Here is a 21,122-nt window from a genome sequence, read left to right as displayed (position 1 = left end):
GGCGTCGGGAGTGCGGGTGGTGGGGTTGAGGAAGCGGACTGTGGTCCGTTATGGTTTGGGCATGGACATTGGGGCAGGGTTGGAGCGGGTTCGGGCGCTGGGGAGTAAGGACTTTTGGCTTGCGGTGCTGGTGACTCAGCGGCGTTCGGGGGAACCGGCGGCGTCGGTGGTTAATGCGGGGGTGCTGAACCATCCGCTCACGGGGGAGCCGGTGGTCGCGCTGGTGGCGCGAGGGGCGAGTGCGAAGCTCAAGCATCTGCGGCGGAAACCGCAGGCCACGTTGGTGTTTCGGGCCGGGTGGGACTGGATCGGCGTCACTGGGCCGGTCGAGTTGGCCGGGCCGGATGACGAGCTGCCGGGTCTGGATGCGGAGGCGGTGCGGCAACTGCTGCGCGACATTTACCACGCGGCCGGCGGCGAGCACCCGGATCTGGAGGAGTACGACCGGGCGATGGCAGAAGATCGCCGTACGGCGGTATTGATCCGGCCTGAGAGTTTCAGCAGCAACCCGAGCGGGGCTGACCACGTGGACAGCGAGTGAGCACCATCCAGGTGTGGTCGGATCTGTTGTGCCCGTTCGCGCATGTGGCGATCTACCGGCTTCGGGTGGCGCGGGAGCAGCTTGGCGTGGACGTCACGCTGGACCATCACACGTTCGCGCTTGAGCTGTTCAACGGACCGCATCCAAGGCCCGGTACGGACAGCGAGGCGGTCGGGCTCGGGCAGTTGGAGCCGGAGCTCGGGTTCCGGTTGTGGACGCAGCCGGACTGGGCTTATCCGTCCACGGTGCTGCTCGCGGCCGAGGCTGTCCATGCGGCCAAGGAGCAGGGACTGCGGGAGTCCGAGGAGCTGGATCATGCGCTGCGCAAGGCGTTCTGGCTCGAGTCGCGGTCGATCGCGCATCGACAGGTGATCCTCGACGTCGCCACCGAGATCGCGATCGACACGACCGCGCTGGCCGCCGCGCTCGATGACGGTCGCGCCCGGGCGACGATGATGGCTGATCATGCGATCGCGACCACTGACGCCGTACAGGGGAGTCCGCGGTTCGTCTTGCCTGACGGTTCGTCGGTCCACAACCCCGGCATCACCGTGAGGTGGGAGGGACCGTTTGCCGAGGGGTATCCGATCGCGCAGAACACCGACCCGGGCTGGGCCGAGCGGTTGCTCAAGCAGGCCGCATGATCAGCCTCGAACGGCTGGTCGTCGGCTATCTCGACACCAACTGCTGGATCATCGCGCCGGACCTTCCCGGCCGGCAACCCGCGCTGATCATCGACCCCGGTGACGATCCGGACTACCTGGCTGCGGCCGCGGCGTCGTACGACGTCATCGGGCTACTGATCACGCACGCCCACGCGGATCACGTGCTGGCGTTGGCAGCGCTGGCCGAATCCCTCAGCGCCCCGATCATCGGTCACCCGGCCGAATGCAAGGTCTGGGCCGCCGAACTCGACCACCTGCAGGTACACGGCTATCTCGACGCCGGAACCGCCACCGCGGATTTGGTTGCCAATGGCAACGCGCCGCGCCCGAACCCCGACGTACCCCTCTGGGACGGCCACCTCGACCAGGAGATCGACACCCCGACCACCCTCGCGCTGGGACCACTACCAGTCGAGGTAATCCCGACCCCGGGGCACTCCCCCGGCAGCCTGTCAGTGCGCGTTGGAGCTCACCTCTTCACCGGCGACACCCTGTTCCCGGGCGGCCCGGGCCTCACCAGCCCGGACTATCCGCTGACGGACTTCGACGCCATCATGACGTCGGTCCGCCACCTCCTGACCTACCCACCCACCACCGTCATCCACCCCGGCCACGGCGCCGACACCACAGTCGGCACCGAACTCCCGTACGTCGAATCCTGGCAAGCCCGAGGCTGGTGAACGCTACCGCTCCGGCCGCTAGTGGTGGCAGGAGACAGGATGTGGCGGCCGGAGACCCCGCACCACAGGTCTCCGGCCGCAACTGCCGCTCCCCTGCCACTAGTGGTGGCCGGGGAGCGACGGTGTCAGCCGAGCATCCAGTCGAAGACGCCGGCACCGCCGAGGCGGGAGACGGCCGCCTCGGCGGTGGCGCGGGAGAGTTCGGCGACGATGATGACGTTGGCCTCGTAGAACAGGCCGTCGTTGTCCGTCTCGCCCAACGCGTCCTGGGCGATCCGGACCGGGTCGTAGACGATCACCGGGAAGGTGCGGTCACCGTAGGCCAGGTGACCGCCCATCAGCAGGCCGCGGTCCTCCACCTCGGACCAATCGAGGTCGTCGAAACCGTCCGGGGCGACGAGCCGCCAGCCTGCCTGGGTCATCTGTTCTCCTTCAGCCGAGGAACTTGAGCTTGTCGAGAAGCCCGAGGAAGTCTGCCTCGGTCAGGTCTCCGGCAACTCTGGGCATGATCTCGAAGTGGGTGTCGCTCTTACCAGTCTGCCGGATCATGAGCCTCGGATCGATCGACGAGCGGTCGATCAGCTTGGGGTTCCAGTTACCGCCTTCCAGCTTCGCGAAGTTGCTGTCGACCGACATCCCGGCGGTCGGCTTGACCATCCCGTTCTCGTCGACCTTGTAGTGGTTCTTCTCCAGCGCTTTCGGATTAGTATCCGGTTTCGAGCCGCGGTAGATGGGCTCGTCCGGCCGCGGCTCCCGGCCGAGGACCCGTTCCTGCTGCGCCGGCCCCTTCGGCTTGCGCGGCTGCTGCTGCCGCGGCGGTTGCTGCCGCGGCGGCTGTTTGCCCGGGTTGCCTTCCTGGGCCTTGCCCTTGCCGTTGTTACCCCGGTTCTGATTACCCCGGCTGTTGCTCTTGCCGTCGTTGCGTTGGGCCTTCTGGTTGTTGCGTGGCTTCTTCTTGTCCGCAATGTGTTTGATGATCGTGTGGTAGATCACCACCGTCTTCGCGACGACCTTCATCACGACGACCCAGATCAGCCTCCAGAGCGTGACGATCACGGTCGTGACCACCTTGACGAGCTTGACCACGGTGTGCCAGGCAAATTTCAGGACGTCCCAGATGTTCTGGACCTTCTCCTCCCAGTTGATCGTCGTGACCTCCTGCTGGTACGGCTCCATCATCGCCTGGAGTAGCAGGACGATGATCAGCACGACGATCAGCACCGGGACCACGATCGCCAGCAGGAGATTCCCGTCGGAGTCGCTGTAGCTGATCGGGTTGTGGTTCGCGTAGGTGTACCCGTTCATCTGCCGCGGATCGGACAGATCGATGAGCGAGTCGACCGAGATGAACCGCCCGATGCTCTTGTCGTACTGCCGAGCACCCAACTGGACGAGCCCGGTGTCCGGATCGTTGGTCCCGCCGTGGAAATCGCGCTGCCCCGGCCAGTCCGTCGGCGCCGCGCCGCGAGTCTCGCCGTACGGCGTCACCCGGCGCTTCTGTACGGCCTGCGTCACCGAGTCGATCGCTGTCAGCGGCGTCCCTTGCAGGTCGCCGAGTAGCCAGCTCAGCTTGCTATCAGTCCGTACGGCGACCACTCGGTCCCCGAACCCGTAGTACCGGGTACCGGTCACGGTCTGACCGGCCTTGTCGAGGTGCAGCTCCGTCTCGCCGATGTACAGCGTCGTACCGGAGGCGTCCCGGCGAATCAGCCGGCCGCCTTCCGCGTCGTAGACCGCACTGGTCGAGGCGGCGCCCTTCGTCGTACCGGTGAGCTGGTTCGACGCGTCCCATTCGAGGACCTCATCCACCCCATTAGCAGTCCGCCGGGTGGTGTTGCCGACCTCGTCGTACCCGAAGGTCTTCGTCTTCGTCCCGGCCGGGCCGGTGCTGGTGACGCTGGTCAGCGCGTGCGGTTTGGCGCTCCCGTATTCGTAGGTGCTCGTCGTGGTCCCGGCAGGTGTGGTCGTCTTCTCCGACTTGCGGTTGCCCGCCTTGTCGAATGTCCACTCCTGTGCGTACGGCGCCGGTCCGCCGAGGTCCTGTGCACCCGCGCAGTCGCCGGCGCTGTTGTCCGCAGCCGGCTTCGGGGTCCAGGCCTTGCTCAGCCGGCTCAGGTAGTCGTAGTCGAAGCACTGGGTGTCAGTGGCCTCGCCCGACTCCGCCGGAGCGATGTCGGTGATCTTCTTGATGTTGCCGCCGGGGTCGTAGTCGTACCGGGTGTCGGAGACCCGCTTGGGCGACAACTCCTTGTCCACAACGACTCTGCTCACCCGACGGGTGATCTGGTCGTACTCGAACTTCTGCTGCACGAACGGACCCGACGCCGTACCAAGAGTCAGTACGTCGGCGTCCTCGAACGGCGTGTACGACAGCTGCCGCACGTACGTGTCCTGGCCGGCCAATGAGGTCGGCAGCCCCTGGTTGTTGTAGCCCAGGTTCAGGGTCTCCGCCCCGAGACCACCGGCGGCCGGAAGCGACCGGGTGGCCACGTTGCCGTCGTCGGTGTAAGTCTGGCCGACGGTGTAGGTACCGGCCAGCTTCCCTTCGGAGGCAGGCAGGGTGAGCGTGGTCCCGGTCGCCCGGCCGGAGCCGTCGTACCCGGTGATCGCGGTCGTGTAGGCCTCGGTCTTACCGTCCTTGGTGACGTACCGGGTCGAGGACGTCGCCCGCCCGGCCGCGAGGGAGTCGTACTTCCACTCGGTCTGCAGCGGACCATCCGGAGCGTTCAGCCGCGTTGCGATCTTCCGGCCACTGTTGTCATAGCTGTTGTACAGCTTGACCCCACGAGAGTCCGTGGTCGACACCAGTTGATCGGCAGCATCGTACTCGTACTTGCTGATCCCCTTGTCCGGGTCATTCTCCTCGATCTTGCGGCCCTGGACGTCGTACTTGTAGCTCCAGACACTGCCGGCCGGGTCGGTGACACTCTTGAGGCTGCCGCTCGGCCAGTAGGTGTACTTGGTGCTGTCATAGTCACCGGTCGCGCTGTCGCCGCGATACTGGCGCAGCTCGGTGAGGTTGCCATCGGCATCCATGATCCGGGTGGTCGGTGTCTGGCCGGTGGGCGGATCGATGGTCTGCTTGTTGGTGCTGATGGTGTGCTCGATCGACCACTTCTGCACGCCCATCGACCGGAACGTCTGGCTCTTCGGCCGCTCGGCCGCGTCCCAGACGGTCACCTCCTGCTTAGGCAGCGTGGCCTCGTCGACGACCTTCAGCTCACCCTCGGCCAGGGTCGCCGTGTAGTACGGACCGTTGACCTTGGTCTCGAGACCGCGCGAGTCGTACCGGTTGTCCGTCACCAGCCAGCCACCACGCGGCGACTGCTCGTGCGTCTGCCGGATCCGCCCCAGACCGTCGTACAGGTCGTAGGAGATGTCGAAGACGCCGTCCTTGACCCGGCGCTTGGTGGTCACCATCGACGGGCCGTCGTCGCGCAGCTTGTAGTCGAACTCCAGGTCGGCCGGACCGCTGGTCGCGTGCCCGGAGTCCCAGGTCTTGCTGACCCGGCCGATCGCGTCGAGCTGGCGGACACCGCGCCGGCCGTCCGGCATCTGCAGTGCGGTCTCGGTGCCGAACGCCGGTTCGAGCTCCTTGATGATCTGCTGACCGTTCGGTGCGATCTCGGTGATCTTCGTGATCGGCCCGTACGTCGGGTCGTACGTCTTGCGGGTGAGTCGGTTCAGCGCGTCCACGGACTCGGTCTGGCGGCCCTGGGCGTCGTACTTGGCCGTGTAGACCAGCTCGTACTTCGGCTGACCGGCGGCGTCGAAGCCGCCCAGCCGCTCGGCGCGGGTGATCTGGCCCTTGACCGGAACCGCGGTCGGCGAGGTCGCGTCGTCGTAGAACAGCCGCTCATCGGACAGTACGTCGGTGTTCGTGAACGGCTGGTCGCACCGCTTCGCGACCTGCTGCAATCGGGCAGGTAGCTCGCGCAGGTTCTTCGTCGGGTTCTCGACGTAGGTGTAGCGCGTGCAACTGTCGTCCGTGGCGTCGGCGAGGTCGCCGGCCTCGTCCTTGCTGATCAGCCGGCCACCCGCGTCGTAGCTGTTCTGGGTGTCGATCTTCAGCGTGCCGGTGTCGGTCGGCTGGTACTGCGTGAGTTGCTTCTGACCGGAGTAGCGCGAGGTCAGCGTTCCCCATGGCCGCGTCATGGTCGCGGTCGGTGCGGAGATGTAGTAGTCGGCGATGCTCTTGTTGACCACAGTGGCGCCGTTGTAGACCAGCTGCTCGCGCGCCTGACCGGCGTACTCGTTGACGTCGTCCACTGCGGTACCGGTGGAGTCGGTGATCTTGACGTCCTTGGCACCTCCGGCGGCGGTCCGGTCACCGTCGAGGCCTCGGAAGTACAAGGTCTCGCTGATCGACTGTGTCTCGTCCGCACGACCCTTGATCACCTTCACGCGACCGAAACCTCGCCACTGCGACCAGGTGGACTCCTTCAGGTCGGTCCCGGCGTCCTGCTCCTCGAAACGCCAGGCCGGCTTGTCGAGGTACTGCACGCTGGTCACGACCGGCACCGGCGCCTGCCACGGGTCGTCGGCCGCAACAGTCCGGTCGGTCTCCTGGACGGACGTGACGACGTACTTGTGGAACCAGTCCGTGCGGTCGGGTGAGGTGTCCAGCAACGACCACTTCTGCGGGCGGCAGCGCCGGTCGTTGTTGTCCGGTGCCGGCAGACCCGTTGGCAGACAGTCGATCCCGCTGTAGTTCACCGCGACGTCGCCACCGGTCCCACCGTGTACGGCGTTGATCCGGAACCACTCGAGTGGCGGAACGGTGTCGCTGCCGGTGTCGACCCGGTTGGCCAAGGGGATACCGTCGAAGCTCGTCGCGGGCATCTGGACCGGCGTACCGACCAGACCGGTCGGGGTGATTTCCTTCAGCCACAGGGATGGACTGCTGTTGTCACCGCGCAGATACTCCTGCCGCAGCGACCACGACTGCACGTCCTCGAGCTTGCTGGTCGCAGCACGCCAGACCTGCGTGGTCACCTTGTCCAGCCGGAGCTGGGTCCAGAACGTCGCCGTGTAGTGGTTGTCGCAGTTCGTGGTGCTCGCGCAGGTCAGGTCCCACGGAGTGTCCGGGTACAACGTCTTCTGGGTCGGTCCACACGGCAGCGGCGTACAGCGTTCGGCCGTCGTGAACAGGACCTGGGCCACCGGCTTCTGGGCGAACACCTGTCCGTCGGTCTGGCCGTACTCGATCCGCTTGATGTTGCCGGCCCGGACATAGGTGCTGACCGAGGCCTTGGTGAGGTTCCGGGCGTAGCGGTCGATCTCGGTGTTGTAGAACAGGCTCATCGTGTTGCCGTTGGGGTCGACCACGTAGTCAAGGTTCCACTCGTAGGCCTGCTGGCACCACGAGTCGGCGAACGCGGTCTTGTTGCACTGCTCACCGCTGTTGTTGCCGTAGACGGGCACGGTGAAGGCCGATTTGGTCTCCTCCTTGCCGGTCGCCCAGCCCGGCAGGCGGTTCAGGCCGAAGTAGTACTTCGTCCCGTTGGACGAGGTCATCCGCCAGTACTCGCCCTTGTCGGCGGCAGCGACACCGTCGTCGCCGTTGGTCGCGCCGCTGAGCCGCTCGATGATCGCGCCGTCATCACCGCGCATCCGCCAGACCTCGCCACTGGCGTCCTTCTTGGCCAGGACCAGGTCACCGGACTTGCCGTTGACGGAGATGTTCATGCTGTCGCCGGCGAAGCAGAGGTCACCGGTCTTGCGGGTGCCGTTGTTGCCGTTGAGGTCCTTCCCGCAGCTCTTGTACGTGCGCTCGATCGAGCCGCCGCCGGTCGTCGTGAACCCCTGACCGATCTGCGAGGTCTGGTTGTTGGTCGCGGACGACAACCCGTCCAGTGCGCCGGACGAGTAGTTCAGGCCGACCGTCGGCTCCGGACCACCGGTCGCCGGTGGCGTGTCCAACGGCATCTGCCACTCGAAGTCACCGGACGAACCGCCGACGCTCCAGGTCGAGGAGCCATCGCCGGAGTCGGGCTTCTTGTAGTCACCCGCACCGCTCGACTCACCGGCCGCGACCATGAAGGTCTGCGCCTGCGCACCGACCGGTACGTCGGCGATCACGTCGCCGTTGCCGTTGTTCCGAGTCGGCAGTACGACGGTCTTGCCGTCCTGCTCGGTCGTGAAGCGCAACCGGGTCGCCCAGTCGCCGCCGTACGTGTCGCGGAACTCGCGGTAGTCGACGCCGACCGTCACCTGGCCGGACTTCGCCGTACCGTCGGCCCGGCTGACCTTCAGCTCGAGCGCGTCACCGCGCCGGCCGACCAGATCGACCTTGACCTTGGCGGGTGCGCTGGTCGCGCCCTTCGCGAGGACCTCCCGCGCGGCCGCGTCGGTCGGTGCGACCCAGACCGGCAACTGACCGGCCTTCGCACGCTGGTTGACGCGACCGCCGTTGAGTGCGAGCTGCCAGGTGCCGTTCGCAGCCGGCGCCGGTACGGCGACCTCGGCGGAACCGGCGCTTGGCCAGTTGGTAGCGGGCGTGCCGTGGAACTCACGATCGGCGGTCTTGGCCGCGGGCCGGGGATCGGCCTTCGCGGTGTGACCGTCGATGGACTTGTACTCGGTGGAGTGGAACGCCGGATCGGGCCGGGTGGCCGCGGCGGCGGTCAGGCCTTGCTGCTGAGTGGACAGGATCAGCGTGACTGCCAGTCCGGCGGTGATGGCCGTTCTGGCGACGAGGTTCGATCGGAACCTTCGAGAGGGCATGGGCGGGCCTCCTGGGTAGACGCCCACACCTTGCCGCCTGCCCACGCACCGTCACCAGGTAAGAAGTGGACAACTTCCGGAACTGGACAGTACTTAACGCGCCGGATCCGTCGCGCGTCAATCAGGAACATGACAGGGTTTCCCCGTCCGGCGGAGAACTCTGGTGTGAGGGTGGTGGGGGAATGCGTCGGCGACGCCTGTCCTTAAGCGCAGTCATGGTCACGTTGGCCGCAGTACTGGTGTCTGGTCCTACGGAACCGGCCCCGGCTGTTGCAGCGCCGGCCGCGCAGATGATGGATCCGGAGCTGGCCTCACCGGAGGCGCGGGCGATGGCCACCGCACTGCGGACCGGGGAGCGCGTCGAGCTGACCGACCAGCGCACCGAGACCGGGCAGGTGTTCGCGAACCCGGACGGCACCAAGACGATGGAGCAGCACAGCCAGCCGGTCCGCGTCCACAAGGGCCGCGACTGGGTCGACCCCGACCCGACGCTGCGGCTCGAAGCCGACGGCCGGATCCGGCCGGTCGCCACGGTCTCGCCGCTCGTCCTGTCCGGCGGTGGCGATCAGAACCTGGTGTCGATCGGCGCGCCCGGACAGCAGATCCGGCTCGGTTGGCCGACGTCGCTCCCGAAGCCCGTGCTGAGTGGGAACATCGCGACGTACCCGTCCGTCTTCCCTGGCGTCGACCTGCAGATCACCGCCGAGGTGGATCGCTTCTCGCAGCTGCTCGTGGTGCACAACCGCGAGGCCGCGGCGAACCCGGCCCTTGCCACGTTGGACTTTCCGATCAGTGCGGACGGGCTGACCCTGAAGGTCAATCCGGACGGCTCCACGTCGGGCACGGACAAGTCCGGCAAGCTCGCCTACACGGCCGACCGGCCGACGATGTGGGACGCGTCGAGCGTCGAGAAGCCCCGGGTGGCCAAGCTGGCCATCAAGCACGAGCCCGGCCGCTTCGTGATCACGCCGGACCGCAAGCTCCTCACCGACCCGGCCGCGAAGTACCCGCTCTCGATCGACCCGTCGATCTCCGGTACGTCGATCAACTGGCTGCACGTGAACAAGCAGTCCAGCCAGGCCGACGGCTGGACGTACGACCGGAACAACGGTGGTGCCAAGGTCGGACCGCGCTACGACGACCCGACCAACGTGTACCGGTCGATGTTCTTGATGCGGACCGTCAGCGGTGCGCAAGCGATCGCGGGCAGCACGATCCTGAGCGCCCAGTTCCGGATCACGCTGGACTGGAGTTCTTCGGGGACGGCCAAGCCGGTTGACCTCTGGCAGGTGTCCGATCTCGACACCGCGAACAAGAACCTCAACTGGGGTACGACGACCCCGACGTACTGGAAGACCCTGCTGGACACGCGCAGCGGGGCAGCATGGCCGGAGGAGAAGACGCTGCCGATGGAGTTCGGCAACCCCAATGTGGCCTCGCCGTTGCGCACCGCCGTCCAGGCCGTGGCGAACTCACGGAAGCCGACGATCTCGTTCGGGCTCCGCTCGCCGAAAGAGGGCACCAGCACGGAAGACCAGTACCACTGGAAAAAATTCATCCCCAGTTCGGCCGCGCTGGCCGTCACCTACAACACCGCGCCGAAGATGCCGAAGGGTCTGAACCTGACCCGGCCGCGGCAATGCGGTACGGCGACGGCGCCGATCCCGATCCTGACCGCGCAGCCGCAATGGGCCTCGGTCGCGGACGACCCGGACCTCGGCGACAACGTCACAACCACCTTGCAGATCAAGGATCCGAGCGGCACTGTCGTCCATGAGAGTGCGGTCGGGCCGACGGTCAGCGGTGCTGCGTTTGCCTGGCCGGAGACACCGGTGGGCAAGCTGAGCAACGGGGTTGTGTACAGCTACACGGCCTTCACCAAGGACGCTGCGAACGCGACCAGCCCGAGTACGCCGGCCTGTTACTTCACGATCGATACGTCGGCACCCGCCGTACCGAAGATCGAGTCGACCGACTTCCCGGATGCCGCCGACCCGGTGATCGAGGCGCGCAAGCCCGGGAAGGTGACCTTCAAGCCTGGTGCCGGCGAGACCGATATCGACGAGTACGTGTACGGGTTCCAGGCCGACACTCTGATCAGCCGGGTCAAGGCCGGACCGGATGGATCCGTGACGATTCCGATCACGGTGCACCCCGACCCAGTCACCGGCGTACCGAGTCTCCGGTTGTATGTGCGGGCCGTCGACCGTGCTGGGAACAGCAGCACCATCCGCCAGGCTTGGGAGTTGTCGGCGAAGTCGCCGACCGGTCCCGCTCCGACAGTGCGTGGGGACAGCAACGGCGATGGGAAGGCCGACGTGACGGCAGTCCTGGATCACGGCTTCGGCCGGACCGGGATCTGGAACGTCGTGTCCGCGGGATCGACGTTCTACAACGGCACGATGGCGTGGGACACCGGTGAGGGCACGGGCTTCTCGCTGGCGAAGGTCAAGCCTGTGCAGGGCGACTTCGACGGTGACGGCCGAACCGACATGGCCGTGTTCCGTTCCGGTGCCGGTGGCCGGATGTGGTTGTACCAGCTGCCGTCGGACGGGAACGAGTACCAGAACCCACCGGCTGTCTGGACGACCGAGACCGCCGCGTGGCAACTCAGCACCGCGCGAGTGGTCGCGGGTGATGTGGATGGCGACGGCAAGGACGACATCGTCGTACAGAACGCTGGTACGGGCGACAACTGGCAGGCGCAGGTGTTCCGCGCGGCCGACAACTTCGCCGTACCGGTCAACTGGGTCGCTGCGGCGGCCGGGAACACCTGGTCGCGGAGTGCGCCGTTGATCGTCGACATCGACAAGGACGGCAAGGCCGACCTGCTCAGTGTGCGCAACCTGACCGACTGCCGGACGGCGATCGACCTCTACCGCTCGACCGGTACGGCGTTCGCAGCGGCGACCACGATCTACGACTCCGGCGCGAACGGGTTCTGCTGGGACAAGAGCCGCTTCACCGTGGCCGACCCGGACGGCAACGGCCGGGACGACGTGGTCGCGCTGACCGAGAACTCCCCCACCGACGGCACTGTGGTCGTGTTCAACTCGAACGGGTCGCAGCTGACCAAGTCGGACTGGCGGCAGGTCACCGGGCTGGAGCTCGCGAAGATCACCATGGTCAGCGGTGACTACGACGGCGACCGGCTCGAGGACATCGGCCTGCTGTACGCCGCGGCCGACGGTGATCGCGAGGTCTACACGCTGCACTCCACCGGGACGACGTTCAACGACAAGGTGAAGACCTGGTCGGGTGCGGTCAAGGCAGTGACCGGTCCGAAGTTCGACATCGAGCACCGGCAGTACGAACTGGTCAACAAGAACAGTGGCAAGTGCCTGAACGTCAACGGCAGCAGCGTTGCCGACAACGCCCAGTTCATCCAGTACACCTGCATCGGGACCGCACTGAACGAACGGTTCCGGTTGATGCCGATCGCCGGCACCGACCAATACAGCATCCGGCCGGTACACACCGCGGTCGACGCCGGACCGGTCAAGTGCCTCAGCGCTACCGGTGGCAGCTCACAGGACGACGCGAACGCCGTACAGTCCACCTGTGGCGGCGGTCTCGGTGAACCACGTGCCTGGGAGCAGGTGACGTTTGACTATGTCGACGGCAGCGCCTACGAGACAGTCGTCCACCTGCGATTCGCACACAGCAACAAGTGCGTCGGGACCGCGGAAGCCTCCTTGGACGACGGCGCGCTGATCCAGCAACAGGAGTGCGGTCAGTCCACCAGCGAGCAGTGGATCCTGCGACCGGCCTTCAACGCCACTCAACTCGGCGGCACCGGCAGCACGAAGTACCGCGTCGATGCGGCCAGCAGTACGACGACCGTCCTCGAACCGCCGAAGTGCGTGACCGCCCCGAGCACCCAGATCAAGATGGGCACCTGGTCGACGACCAGCGTCTGTCAGCGCTGGAACCTGAAGAGCCTCGGCGACGACATGTACAAGATCGTCGACGCCAACTCCAAGCTCCCACTGGACATCCAAGGCTGCTCAAAGTTGCCCCGGGCAACCACCATCATCTTCCCGGACAACACCTCCGAGTGCCAGAAGTGGCGGATCGAGCCGACCCCCGGCGGCACCTACAGCGTGATCGCCGTCAGCTCGGGCCTGTCCCTCGACGTCGCCGGCGGCAGCTCCACCACCGGCGCCGAAGTGATCAGCTGGTTCTACCACGGCGGCAAGGGCCAACGCTGGTCCTTCAAACCCCAATAAAACGCTTGTAGCGTCCGAACACCCGTCGTACCTGGTCGGCGTGTTTTCGGACGCTACGGGGTTAGGACTGGTCGTCGCGCTCCTGGTTGATGCGGAGGGCCTCTGCCAGTTGGTCTTCGAGAATGATGATCCGGCAGGCGGCCTCGAGGGCGGTGCCCTGATCGACCAGCTCGCGGGCGCGGGCGGCGAGGCGGAGCTGGTAGCGCGAGTAGCGGCGGTGGCCGCCGTCGGAGCGTTGCGGGGTGATCAGCTTGGCTTCGTCGAGACTGCGCAGGAAACCGGGCGTGGTGCCGAGCATCTCGGCGGCCCGGCCCATGGTGAAGGCGGGGTAGTCGTCATCGTCGAAATGGGCCGCGCCGGCCGTCGGGCTTGAACTCAACAAAGTCTCCGTCTGTGTGTCTGGGGTCATCGAACCTCCGTGCCGAAGGGCCCCGGTGCCGAAGCACCGGGGCCCAAAAGGGGTTTTTGGACTGTCACCATCTACCGGCGGTGAAGCCGGTCCTAGCTGAATGCGTAACCGAAGACCACCTTCTTCCGATGGAACTACGGCACCCGCCCGGCGACGTACTGGCACTGGCGGGAGATCCGACGGTGTAATCCCTTCCCTTCTCTCTCGATCAACTTCCTGCTGATACTTCAACCACAACTGCTTACTGCCTAACTACTTACTACGCTGCGTCAAGCCCGGAACCCCGATCGACCACCGGCTCCACAGACTCTGACCTTGGCGTGAAACCCGAGCCCTTCCACTGATCGGCCCGGCGGAATCCGCCGTCGTACGGTCCAGCACAAACTCTCGGACAGGTCAGTAGCTGTCCACTTCAGCTTCGCTGTTCTTCTCTGTCAACACGAGGGACCTTACCCACGCTACCGCCGAATGTCTACCTTAGCGAGGATAGATTTTCTCCAGCGCGTCGCAGAGGCCGTTCAGGCGGGCTCGATGCGCCTCGGCGACGGCCTCCAGGGGCTCGCCAGCTAGTTGCCGGCGGGCGGTATCCACCAGTACGGCGGTATAGCCGGCGATGAAGAATGCGGCGAGCAGCGGGATGTCGCCGGGGTAGGCCGGTTCGCGCTCGAGTTCGTCGGTGAGGGCCTGCTGGAGACCGGCCGCGATCTCCCGGGCCCGGTTCGCCAGGCTTGGCGAGGCCGCGACGGTCTGGAAGAACGACAGGGCTCCATCAGCCAGACCCGACAGCGGGTGGCGATCATCGGCGAGCTTGAGCGTCAGATCGCGGAGCAGTACCAGTACGTCGTCGCCCGGACCCCGGTCGCGCACGGCCGTGAGCAACAGCTCCTCCGCTTCGGCCTGGCGGTCGAGGAAGAGGTCCTCCTTGCGCGGGAAATGCTTGAAGACCGTCACGCTGGAGACGCCGGCCGCCTTGGCGACGTCGGCGACCGTCACCGCGTCGAATCCACGCTCGACGAACAGCCCGGACGCGACCTCCGCGATCTTCGCCCGCGTCTGCGGTCCGCCACGACTTCCGGTTCTCGGCATACGTCAGCACTCCTAGGTTGTGTCACTAAGCTTATTGAGTTAACTTAGTAACCATGATCATCACACAGTCTCCCGGATCGCTGCGCCAGGCGTGGGTCGCCTTGGCCGGGCTCTCCGCCGTCTTCCTGGTCGAGATGCTCGACAACTCGATCCTCAACGTCGCGCTCCCCACGATCGGTCGCGAGCTGCACGCGTCGACGACCCAGCTGCAATGGGTCACCGGCGCGTACGGCGTCGTGTTCGGCGGCCTGATGCTGGTGTTCGGGGCGCTCGCCGACCGCTCGGGACGTCGGCGCATGATGCTGATCGGGCTGGTCCTGCTCGCCGTCGCAAGCCTGGCGACCGCCTTCGTCACCACCACGTCGCAGCTCATCGCAGTCCGCGTTGCGATGGGCATCGCCGCCGCCATGACCACACCTGGCTCGATGGCGTTGGCCTTCCGGCTGTTCAACGTCGACGCACTCCGCGTCCGCGCCTTCAATCTGATCTCGACCGTTGGCCTGATCGGCCTCGCGGTCGGCCCGACCGCTGGCGGGTTCGTACTGTCCTTCGCTCCCTGGCAGGTCCTGCTGCTGATCAACGTGCCGATCGCGATCCTCGCCTTCATCGGCATCCGGACCGGCATCGCCGCCGACGACGCGGCTGAGCTGCACCGCGATCCGGTCGACATCGCCGGCGCCGTACTGGGCACGGCCACGATCGTGCTCGCCCTGGTCGCACCGACGTTTTTCGTCGAGAAGGGTGCCGGAGCCTGGCAGTCCTGGGTCACCACCGCGGCCGTCGTACTGGCTGCTGTGCTCTTCGTCGTGCGGGAGCGCTCGGCGCGGCATCCGCTGCTCGACCTCAAGCTCGTCGCTCGCCCGCTGGTCGCCAGCGGCCTTGCCTACAAGGCCGCGTCCGGACTCGCCGTCGCGGGCCTCGGCTACATGGTGACGCTCCAACTCCAGCTCGACTGGGGCTGGTCCCCCGCGCTCACCGCGATCGGCCTGCTGCCGCAGGTCGCCGTACTGGTGGCTGGTGGCGCTCTCGTCAGCCCGTTCGTGAAGCGGGTCGGCCTCGAGAACGCCGCCTGGATGAGCTCGGCCATGGTCGTCCTCGGCCTCGCCGTCTACGCGACGCTGGGCCGCCTCGGCTATGTCTGGGTCGCGCTGGCCCTCGTCCTGGTCGCCGCCGGAATGCGCGTGGTCGGCGTCGTCGCCGGTACGAACGTCCTCCGCGGACTGCCCGAGAACCGCTCCACGATCGGCGCCGCCCTGGTCGACACGGCCTCGCAGGTCACCACTGGCATCGGTATCGCGGCCACCGGCACCATCCTCGCCGCGATGTTCACCGGCAGCATCGCCACCGCCAACTGGACGACCCACCAGACCTCACAGTTCGAAGCCGCCATCACCCTCGCCGGCGCCACCCTCACCGTCGTAGCCGGCGCCCTCGTCACCTGGGCCTACTTCCGCACCCGCCACGCCGCCGCGACTACTCAGCCAGCAGCGGTGCCGGCCTAAAGGGCAACTCGCTTCGGCTTAGGATCGAACCGGCTACTGTGCGCGGCATGGAGATCTTTCTGGTGGGTGGTGGGCGCGAGGCCAAGGCGGCGCATGAGCCGTTCGTCCGGGCCTGCGGGGGTGGGCCGATCGTGGCGTATGCGCTCGACGACGCTGACCTCGATGTCGCCCGATGGGAGTCGACGCTGAAGGACGCAGGCGCGACGGACGTGACCGTCGTACCGGTGTCACCTGCACGGCCACCGCAAGCCGCCGATCTGCAGGGCGCGGCGGGCGTGTACGTCGCCGGTGGGCTGACTCCGGCCTACCACGAGACGATGGTTGCCGGGGGCACCGAGTGGCTGGACGCGGCCCGCACGGCGGGTCTGGTGTACGGCGGGTTCTCAGCCGGGTCCGCGATCGCCGCGGAGCAGGCCATCGTCGGCGGCTGGCGCACCGAGTTCCAGCAGCGGACCGTGGACGTCATCGACTCCGACCTGGCCGAGGATCTCGAAACCCTGACGATCCTTCCTGGACTGGGCCTGGTGCCGTTCCTGGTCGATGTCCACGCTGCCCAATGGGGCACGCTTTACCGGCTGACACACGCCGTACTGGCGACCGGGATCGAGGGCTGGGCGATCGACGAAGGCACCGTACTCATCATCAGCAGCGACGGAACCCCAACCGTGCAAGGGATTGGCGCCGCCACCCACGTCCGACGGACCGGCCCGGCCTCGACCGCGGTCACCGTTGTCAGCTGACCAGCTATCTCGGTACGGCGGCCTCGGCGTCGAGGAGGCGTTCGGCCCTCGGTACGGCGAGAGCGCGGGAGGCGGCGAACCAGACCAGCAGGAGCACGATCAGCGGCGCCTGGGAGGTCAGCGAGGTCTGCGTGATGTCGTCGGCCGGTTGGCTGTAGATGATCACGACCCGCAGCACGGCGTCCGCCAGGAACACGACTCCGAGCCCGAACGTCATCGCCCGGTAGAGCCCGCGGAACTCGCGTGATCGCGTCCAGACCCGCTCGAAGGCCTCGGCCCGCTCCGGATCTCCCTTGGCCGCAACGGGTTTCAGGACCGAGCGCATCATCGGCCGATCCGTCCAGGTGGTCGCCAGCGCGAAGATCCCGCCGACGGCGAGGTACAGCGACGTCCTGGCCAGCACGAAGCGGGCGTCTCCGCTGATCGACGTCACCACGATGCTGACGAGCACCTCGATCAGCACCAGGACCGCGAACGCGTCGATGCGTCGCCCTTCAGCTCGCATCCGGTTCCGCGCCAGGTCGGCGATGACGATCACGCCGGCGACCACAGCACCCGCCACCATGCTGGCCGTCGTACCGGCTCCGGCGAGATGGCAGCCGACGATCGCCGCTGCCGGCACCAGCCCGGCGAGGAGGGCGAACCGCCAGCGGAACTCACCGGACTCGATCCGGCCACCGATCGCCTTGCCGCTCAGGAGTGCGCCGCCGATGGACAGCCGGAGCGCGGCCGGCAGTCCGGTCGGCGCGAGCGCGACCAGGATCAGCGTGGGCAGGAGCAGGTCGACCGCAAGGTTCGCGATCGTCGCCGAGATCCAGATGATCTTCTGACGCTTGGTCGGTTCAGGCATGGGGTGCCGCCTTCGGGCCGTAGTTCGCGGATCGTTGCAGGGCCTCGCCGGCCCTGGCCCGCATCTGTTCGTGGTACTGCGCAACGGCTTGACCGATCGGCTCGCCAGACCGCACCGCGCGGACCAGGTCGGCCGCGTCGGCGAAGGCCGTGTTCGCACCTTCACCGCCGGCCGGCGACATCGCATGGATCGCGTCACCGAGAAAGGCCACCGGTACGCCGTTCAGCGTGGGAAGCGGCGGGACCTCCGGCATCGCCCGGAGCGGCGTGGCGAAACAGTCGCCGGTCTCACGCAGTACGGCGGTCGCACGCGGATCCCAGCCGGCGGTCCGGTTCCGGGCGAAGTCCAGCAGGTCGGCACGCGCGGTGGGCAGGTCGCTGGTGGGGCCGATCAACACCCACATCACGTACGGCGCGGGCGCGTGCGGAGCGTCGTACGCACAGAGAGCCAAGGTGGTGTCGGTCTCGACGACTCCGCAGAACCGGCTCCGGAGGACCACCGGCGCCAGCCAGCCGCGGTTCGCCTCGGTGATCGCAGTCCGTCCGAAGATCGCCGACGACCAGAGCGGTTGCGGGTCGTGGCCCGGGATCAGCTCCCGACGCAGCGCCGAGCCGACGCCGTCGGCGGCAACGATCAGGTCGGCGGGACCGACCTGATCGATCGAGTCGATCCGCCGATCGAAGGTGATCCGATCCGCCACCCCATCCGCCAGCAAGCGGCGCATCCTGGTCCGGTCGATCGCACCCGGCGGATTCGGTGTCTCGTAGCGCGCGAGCAGATCGAGCGTCGAGGAGTAGAGGTAGACCGCCGCATCCGGCTGGCGATGCAAGAGCCCCTCGTACGCCGCGAACTGCTCGTCGTTCAGGCAGGCCCGCAGAGCCTCCTGCCCACTCGGGTTGATGTTGATCCGATAGCCCTGCTGCTCGTCCCGGATCCGGTCCTGCGCCTCCAGCACCTCGACGTCGCAGCCCGCGGCGTGCAGTGCGTTGGCTGCGCACAACCCACCCAGACCCGCGCCGACCACGACGACTCGCATCACACTCACCATTCTCTTAGTTTGTGGATCTCTTATCTTCTAAGATACCCAGACTCTAAGATAGAATGCGCTCATGGCGCAAGCAGATCCGCCCACCGACCCACCCAGCCCGACGCCCAGCACCCTGCTGGGCCGCGAGTTCGCCACGGCGATCGTGGTGTTCCACGAGACCGTCGGGCGCTTGCTCGGGCTCAGCTCCGTCGAGCGCAAGTGCCTCGACGTCCTCGACCGCCTCGGGCCGGTCACCGCCGGAGCGATCGCCGAGCACACCGGCCTCACCACCGGCGCGGTCACCGGTCTCGCCGACCGCCTCGAGAAGGCCGGCTACGCCCGCCGCACCAGAGACCCCCACGACCGGCGCAAAGTCCTGATCGAACTGGTCCCCAACGAGCGCCGCGCCCAGTTGACGGCCGCAGCCTTCGGCCCCTTCGGCGCCGACATGGCCGAGGCCGCCGCCAAGTACACCCCGGCCGAACTGGCGGTCATCTCCGACTGGGTCGCGACCACCACCGACATCCTCGTCAACAACACCCGCCGAATTACGGCTCTTGTGACGTAGGTGTGGGTGGTTCGCGCGTTGCCCGACCGGCGGATTGCCGTCCGATCGCAGGGTCGCCGGCGATGCGATCGGCGAGCGTGGGAAGGATGTCGTCGACTGAACGCATTGTGCTGCCGGACATCGATTTCTGGCGGCAATCTCCTTCCACTCGACGTCGACCCGCTGTTTCTGCACGCCGACTGAACCCACCGTGCTCGCCCGGGGGCAGAGGATGCGGCGGGAGGGCGTGGAGCGGCGGGGCGGACCGCCAGCACCGTCTAACTCTGCGCGGCTCGGACAGTCCACGCTCAGCATCACCTGCACGAGTAGCCGCACGAGCGGTTAGACGGTGACCCAGGTCCGGCATCCCGGGGGCGCGCCGGACACAACCCGGGGGCGCGCACCCCCAACGGGGACCTTGAACAAGCTATGCCTTGTTCACAGTCCCCGTTTCCTGTCCACACCCCCAGCAACTGCCAGCAGGTCACCTACTGCCAACGATGGAACAGCGCCCAGCCAGCACGCCGGTCAACCGACCCACCACACCGGGGAAGAGACCGGTACGCCGCACCCACCCACGAATGGGTCAGAAGAGCCCGAATTGCCCAGCTGAAGACGTGACCACGTGGCCTGGTGGGCTGAGAGCATTCCGGGGTCGTCCGACTCCGATCTGTCGCGAGGTTTCCTGTGCTCACCCGTACTGTCCGCCTAACCCTTCCACTGGTGGCGGTCGCGCTCTGTCTGCTGACGGGATGCTCCCGAACGGGCGCCGACGCCAATCCGCCGTACACCACCGACCTTGGTACGGCGACGGAGCTGCGGCTCGGGTACTCGGCGGGCGTCGATCAGGCTCCGGTCCTGGCCGGGCTCACGAAGAGCGTGTTCAGCAACAAGCTTGGTAGCACCAAGCTCACACCGGTTGCGTCGGGCAACGGACCGGAGGCTGTGACTGCCTTGCTGGGCGGCTCGCTGGATGCGGCCTTCGTCGACGTCGGGGCCGCGATCGATGCCTACGCGAAGTCTCCCGACAAGGTCCGGCTGATCTCAGGTGTCACGTCGAACGGCGTCGAACTGGTGGTCCGGCCGACCGTGACCAAGCCCGCGGACCTGGCCGGCAAGACCGTCGCCACCTTGCGAGCAGGGAGCGCTCCGGATGTTGCCCTGCGCAAATGGCTGGCCGCGAACGAGTTGACCAGCAAGGTCAAGGTCGCCACCATGGACGATTCGCTGATCGTCAGCGCCTTCCAGAAGGGGCTGGTCGATGCGGCCTGGGTCTCCGAACCCACCGCCTCCACGCTCGCGATCACAGCCCGGGCGAACGTGCTGATCGACGAGGCAGCACTCTGGCCGCGGCATGTGTTCCCGACTGTGGTGCTGGTCGCACGCAGCCAGTACGTCAGCGAGCACCCGGCCACCGTCACCGGTCTGCTCGAAGGCTTGATCGCGTCGATCGAGCTCGTGGACCCCGTCTCTCCAGACGCCCGTCAAGCGGTACAGGCAACGGTGAACGACAAGCTCGGGAAGAAGCTGTCACCGCCGGTCCTTCATCGCGCTATCCAGTACCTGAGGTTCGATGTCGACCCGTACCCGCCGCTGATCCTGCAACTCGCCCAGGACCGGGTGGCCGCCGGCACCCAACCCCAGGCACCCGCGCTCGCCGGATTCGCCGACTTCCAGCCACTCGACAAGGCACTGGCTGGCAGCCATCGGTCTACGGTCGCTCCCGCAGGTCTCGGCCCCAAATAGGTCGTCCCCCGCGCGCCTGGACGATGACCACGCCGAGGGCGGCGCCGACGACGTACCAGACGAGGTCTGGGGCGTTGAAGGTGGAGCCGAGGACCAGGTGGGCGAGGGTGCTGCGGGCGGAGAGGTCGGCCGGGATGCCGGTGAGCTGGAAGAACTCGATCGCCCAACTGAAGCCAGTTGCGACCAGGGCCGCTGGGAGTGGGCGTAGCCAGAAGGCGACCAGGGCGTAGATGAGGGTCGCGTAGAGGGCGACTCCGGCGTACTTGGCGAAGTCGCCTCCGGTGAACGCCCGGACGCCGAGGCCGCAGGCCAGTACGACGGGGACCGCGAGCCAAGGTCTGAGCACGACACCGATGATCTCGCACGCCTGGGTA

At 67.0% G+C, this 21,122-nt stretch carries 15 protein-coding genes; 8 read left to right on the top strand and 7 right to left on the bottom strand.

Annotated features, from left to right (window positions below):
- Positions 1 to 61: 61 nt before the first annotated feature.
- The 3 genes from ACFVWG_RS14860 to ACFVWG_RS14850 are packed head-to-tail and all read left to right on the top strand — an operon-like array spanning position 62 to position 1,886.
- Positions 62 to 541 (top strand): pyridoxamine 5'-phosphate oxidase, encoded by a 480-nt coding sequence (locus ACFVWG_RS14860; RefSeq protein WP_391543788.1) that lies wholly within the window; start codon positions 62 to 64, stop codon positions 539 to 541.
- Positions 538 to 1,185, top strand: coding sequence for a DsbA family protein (locus ACFVWG_RS14855; RefSeq protein ID WP_391543787.1), 648 nt, complete (start codon positions 538 to 540; stop codon positions 1,183 to 1,185). Before ACFVWG_RS14860 ends, ACFVWG_RS14855 begins: the two co-directional genes overlap by 4 nt.
- Positions 1,182 to 1,886: an MBL fold metallo-hydrolase gene (locus ACFVWG_RS14850; RefSeq protein ID WP_391543786.1), complete on the top strand. Its 705-nt coding sequence runs from the start codon at positions 1,182 to 1,184 to the stop codon at positions 1,884 to 1,886. Before ACFVWG_RS14855 ends, ACFVWG_RS14850 begins: the two co-directional genes overlap by 4 nt.
- A 125-nt stretch (positions 1,887 to 2,011) precedes the next feature.
- On the opposite strand, the gene ACFVWG_RS14845 is transcribed toward ACFVWG_RS14850, so the two are convergent.
- Entirely contained in the window at positions 2,012 to 2,308 is a 297-nt protein-coding gene (locus tag ACFVWG_RS14845) for a hypothetical protein (protein WP_391543785.1), read from the bottom strand.
- 10 nt (positions 2,309 to 2,318) lie between these two features.
- Positions 2,319 to 8,612 (bottom strand): RHS repeat-associated core domain-containing protein, encoded by a 6,294-nt coding sequence (locus tag ACFVWG_RS14840; protein WP_391543784.1) that lies wholly within the window; start codon positions 8,610 to 8,612, stop codon positions 2,319 to 2,321.
- Positions 8,613 to 8,794: 182 nt separating this feature from the next.
- Here ACFVWG_RS14840 and ACFVWG_RS14835 point away from each other — a divergent pair, with 182 nt between their 5' ends.
- On the top strand, positions 8,795 to 12,841 hold the full coding sequence (locus ACFVWG_RS14835) for an RICIN domain-containing protein (RefSeq protein ID WP_391543783.1): 4,047 nt from the start codon (positions 8,795 to 8,797) through the stop codon (positions 12,839 to 12,841).
- Positions 12,842 to 12,902: 61 nt separating this feature from the next.
- Here ACFVWG_RS14835 and ACFVWG_RS14830 read toward each other — a convergent pair whose 3' ends face one another.
- Both ACFVWG_RS14830 and ACFVWG_RS14825 read right to left on the bottom strand, forming a co-directional pair.
- Positions 12,903 to 13,250 (bottom strand): MerR family transcriptional regulator, encoded by a 348-nt coding sequence (locus tag ACFVWG_RS14830; protein ID WP_391543782.1) that lies wholly within the window; start codon positions 13,248 to 13,250, stop codon positions 12,903 to 12,905.
- Between the two features lie 477 nt (positions 13,251 to 13,727).
- Entirely contained in the window at positions 13,728 to 14,336 is a 609-nt protein-coding gene (locus tag ACFVWG_RS14825) for a TetR/AcrR family transcriptional regulator (RefSeq protein WP_391543781.1), read from the bottom strand.
- Between the two features lie 53 nt (positions 14,337 to 14,389).
- On the opposite strand from ACFVWG_RS14825, the gene ACFVWG_RS14820 reads away from it, so the two are divergent.
- Together ACFVWG_RS14820 and ACFVWG_RS14815 are read left to right on the top strand one after the other, a co-directional pair.
- Entirely contained in the window at positions 14,390 to 15,838 is a 1,449-nt protein-coding gene (locus ACFVWG_RS14820) for an MFS transporter (RefSeq protein ID WP_391543780.1), read from the top strand.
- Positions 15,839 to 15,885: 47 nt separating this feature from the next.
- Positions 15,886 to 16,578 carry a Type 1 glutamine amidotransferase-like domain-containing protein gene (locus ACFVWG_RS14815; RefSeq protein ID WP_391543779.1) on the top strand — a complete coding sequence of 231 codons (693 nt, stop codon included), beginning with the start codon at positions 15,886 to 15,888 and terminating at the stop codon, positions 16,576 to 16,578.
- Between the two features lie 4 nt (positions 16,579 to 16,582).
- On the opposite strand, the gene ACFVWG_RS14810 is transcribed toward ACFVWG_RS14815, so the two are convergent.
- Positions 16,583 to 17,428 carry a VC0807 family protein gene (locus tag ACFVWG_RS14810; protein WP_391543778.1) on the bottom strand — a complete coding sequence of 282 codons (846 nt, stop codon included), beginning with the start codon at positions 17,426 to 17,428 and terminating at the stop codon, positions 16,583 to 16,585.
- Positions 17,421 to 18,464 (bottom strand): FAD-dependent oxidoreductase, encoded by a 1,044-nt coding sequence (locus tag ACFVWG_RS14805; RefSeq protein ID WP_391543777.1) that lies wholly within the window; start codon positions 18,462 to 18,464, stop codon positions 17,421 to 17,423. Before ACFVWG_RS14805 ends, ACFVWG_RS14810 begins: the two co-directional genes overlap by 8 nt.
- Positions 18,465 to 18,537: 73 nt before the next feature.
- On the opposite strand from ACFVWG_RS14805, the gene ACFVWG_RS14800 reads away from it, so the two are divergent.
- A complete protein-coding gene (locus tag ACFVWG_RS14800; RefSeq protein WP_391543776.1) occupies positions 18,538 to 19,023 on the top strand; it encodes a MarR family winged helix-turn-helix transcriptional regulator in 486 nt (161 codons plus the stop codon).
- Positions 19,024 to 19,689: 666 nt separating this feature from the next.
- Entirely contained in the window at positions 19,690 to 20,748 is a 1,059-nt protein-coding gene (locus ACFVWG_RS14795) for an ABC transporter substrate-binding protein (RefSeq protein ID WP_391543775.1), read from the top strand.
- Here ACFVWG_RS14795 and ACFVWG_RS14790 read toward each other — a convergent pair.
- The gene (locus ACFVWG_RS14790; RefSeq protein ID WP_391543774.1) at positions 20,714 to 21,094 is read right to left on the bottom strand and encodes a DUF2809 domain-containing protein; all 381 of its coding nucleotides are present in this window, start codon (positions 21,092 to 21,094) and stop codon (positions 20,714 to 20,716) included. The two genes, ACFVWG_RS14795 and ACFVWG_RS14790, sit on opposite strands and share 35 nt — an antisense overlap.
- Positions 21,095 to 21,122 lie beyond the last annotated feature (28 nt).

The organism is Kribbella sp. NPDC058245, assembly GCF_042882005.1.
Classification (GTDB): Bacteria; Actinomycetota; Actinomycetes; order Propionibacteriales; family Kribbellaceae; genus Kribbella.
Note: the sequence above shows the minus strand (reverse complement) of the source record. Positions and strands in the feature narration are given on the sequence as shown.

Excerpts from the sequence above, each read along its gene's own strand:
- ACFVWG_RS14805 (WP_391543777.1), bottom strand. The coding sequence starts at position 18,464 with ATGCGAGTCGTCGTGGTCGGCGCGGGTCTGGGTGGGTTGTGCGCAGCC.
- ACFVWG_RS14840 (WP_391543784.1), bottom strand. The coding sequence starts at position 8,612 with ATGCCCTCTCGAAGGTTCCGATCGAACCTCGTCGCCAGAACGGCCATC.
- ACFVWG_RS14800 (WP_391543776.1), top strand. The coding sequence starts at position 18,538 with ATGGCGCAAGCAGATCCGCCCACCGACCCACCCAGCCCGACGCCCAGC.
- ACFVWG_RS14825 (WP_391543781.1), bottom strand. The coding sequence starts at position 14,336 with ATGCCGAGAACCGGAAGTCGTGGCGGACCGCAGACGCGGGCGAAGATC.
- ACFVWG_RS14830 (WP_391543782.1), bottom strand. The coding sequence starts at position 13,250 with ATGACCCCAGACACACAGACGGAGACTTTGTTGAGTTCAAGCCCGACG.
- ACFVWG_RS14850 (WP_391543786.1), top strand. The coding sequence starts at position 1,182 with ATGATCAGCCTCGAACGGCTGGTCGTCGGCTATCTCGACACCAACTGC.
- ACFVWG_RS14820 (WP_391543780.1), top strand. The coding sequence starts at position 14,390 with ATGATCATCACACAGTCTCCCGGATCGCTGCGCCAGGCGTGGGTCGCC.
- ACFVWG_RS14810 (WP_391543778.1), bottom strand. The coding sequence starts at position 17,428 with ATGCCTGAACCGACCAAGCGTCAGAAGATCATCTGGATCTCGGCGACG.
- ACFVWG_RS14860 (WP_391543788.1), top strand. The coding sequence starts at position 62 with ATGGACATTGGGGCAGGGTTGGAGCGGGTTCGGGCGCTGGGGAGTAAG.
- ACFVWG_RS14815 (WP_391543779.1), top strand. The coding sequence starts at position 15,886 with ATGGAGATCTTTCTGGTGGGTGGTGGGCGCGAGGCCAAGGCGGCGCAT.
- ACFVWG_RS14845 (WP_391543785.1), bottom strand. The coding sequence starts at position 2,308 with ATGACCCAGGCAGGCTGGCGGCTCGTCGCCCCGGACGGTTTCGACGAC.
- ACFVWG_RS14835 (WP_391543783.1), top strand. The coding sequence starts at position 8,795 with ATGCGTCGGCGACGCCTGTCCTTAAGCGCAGTCATGGTCACGTTGGCC.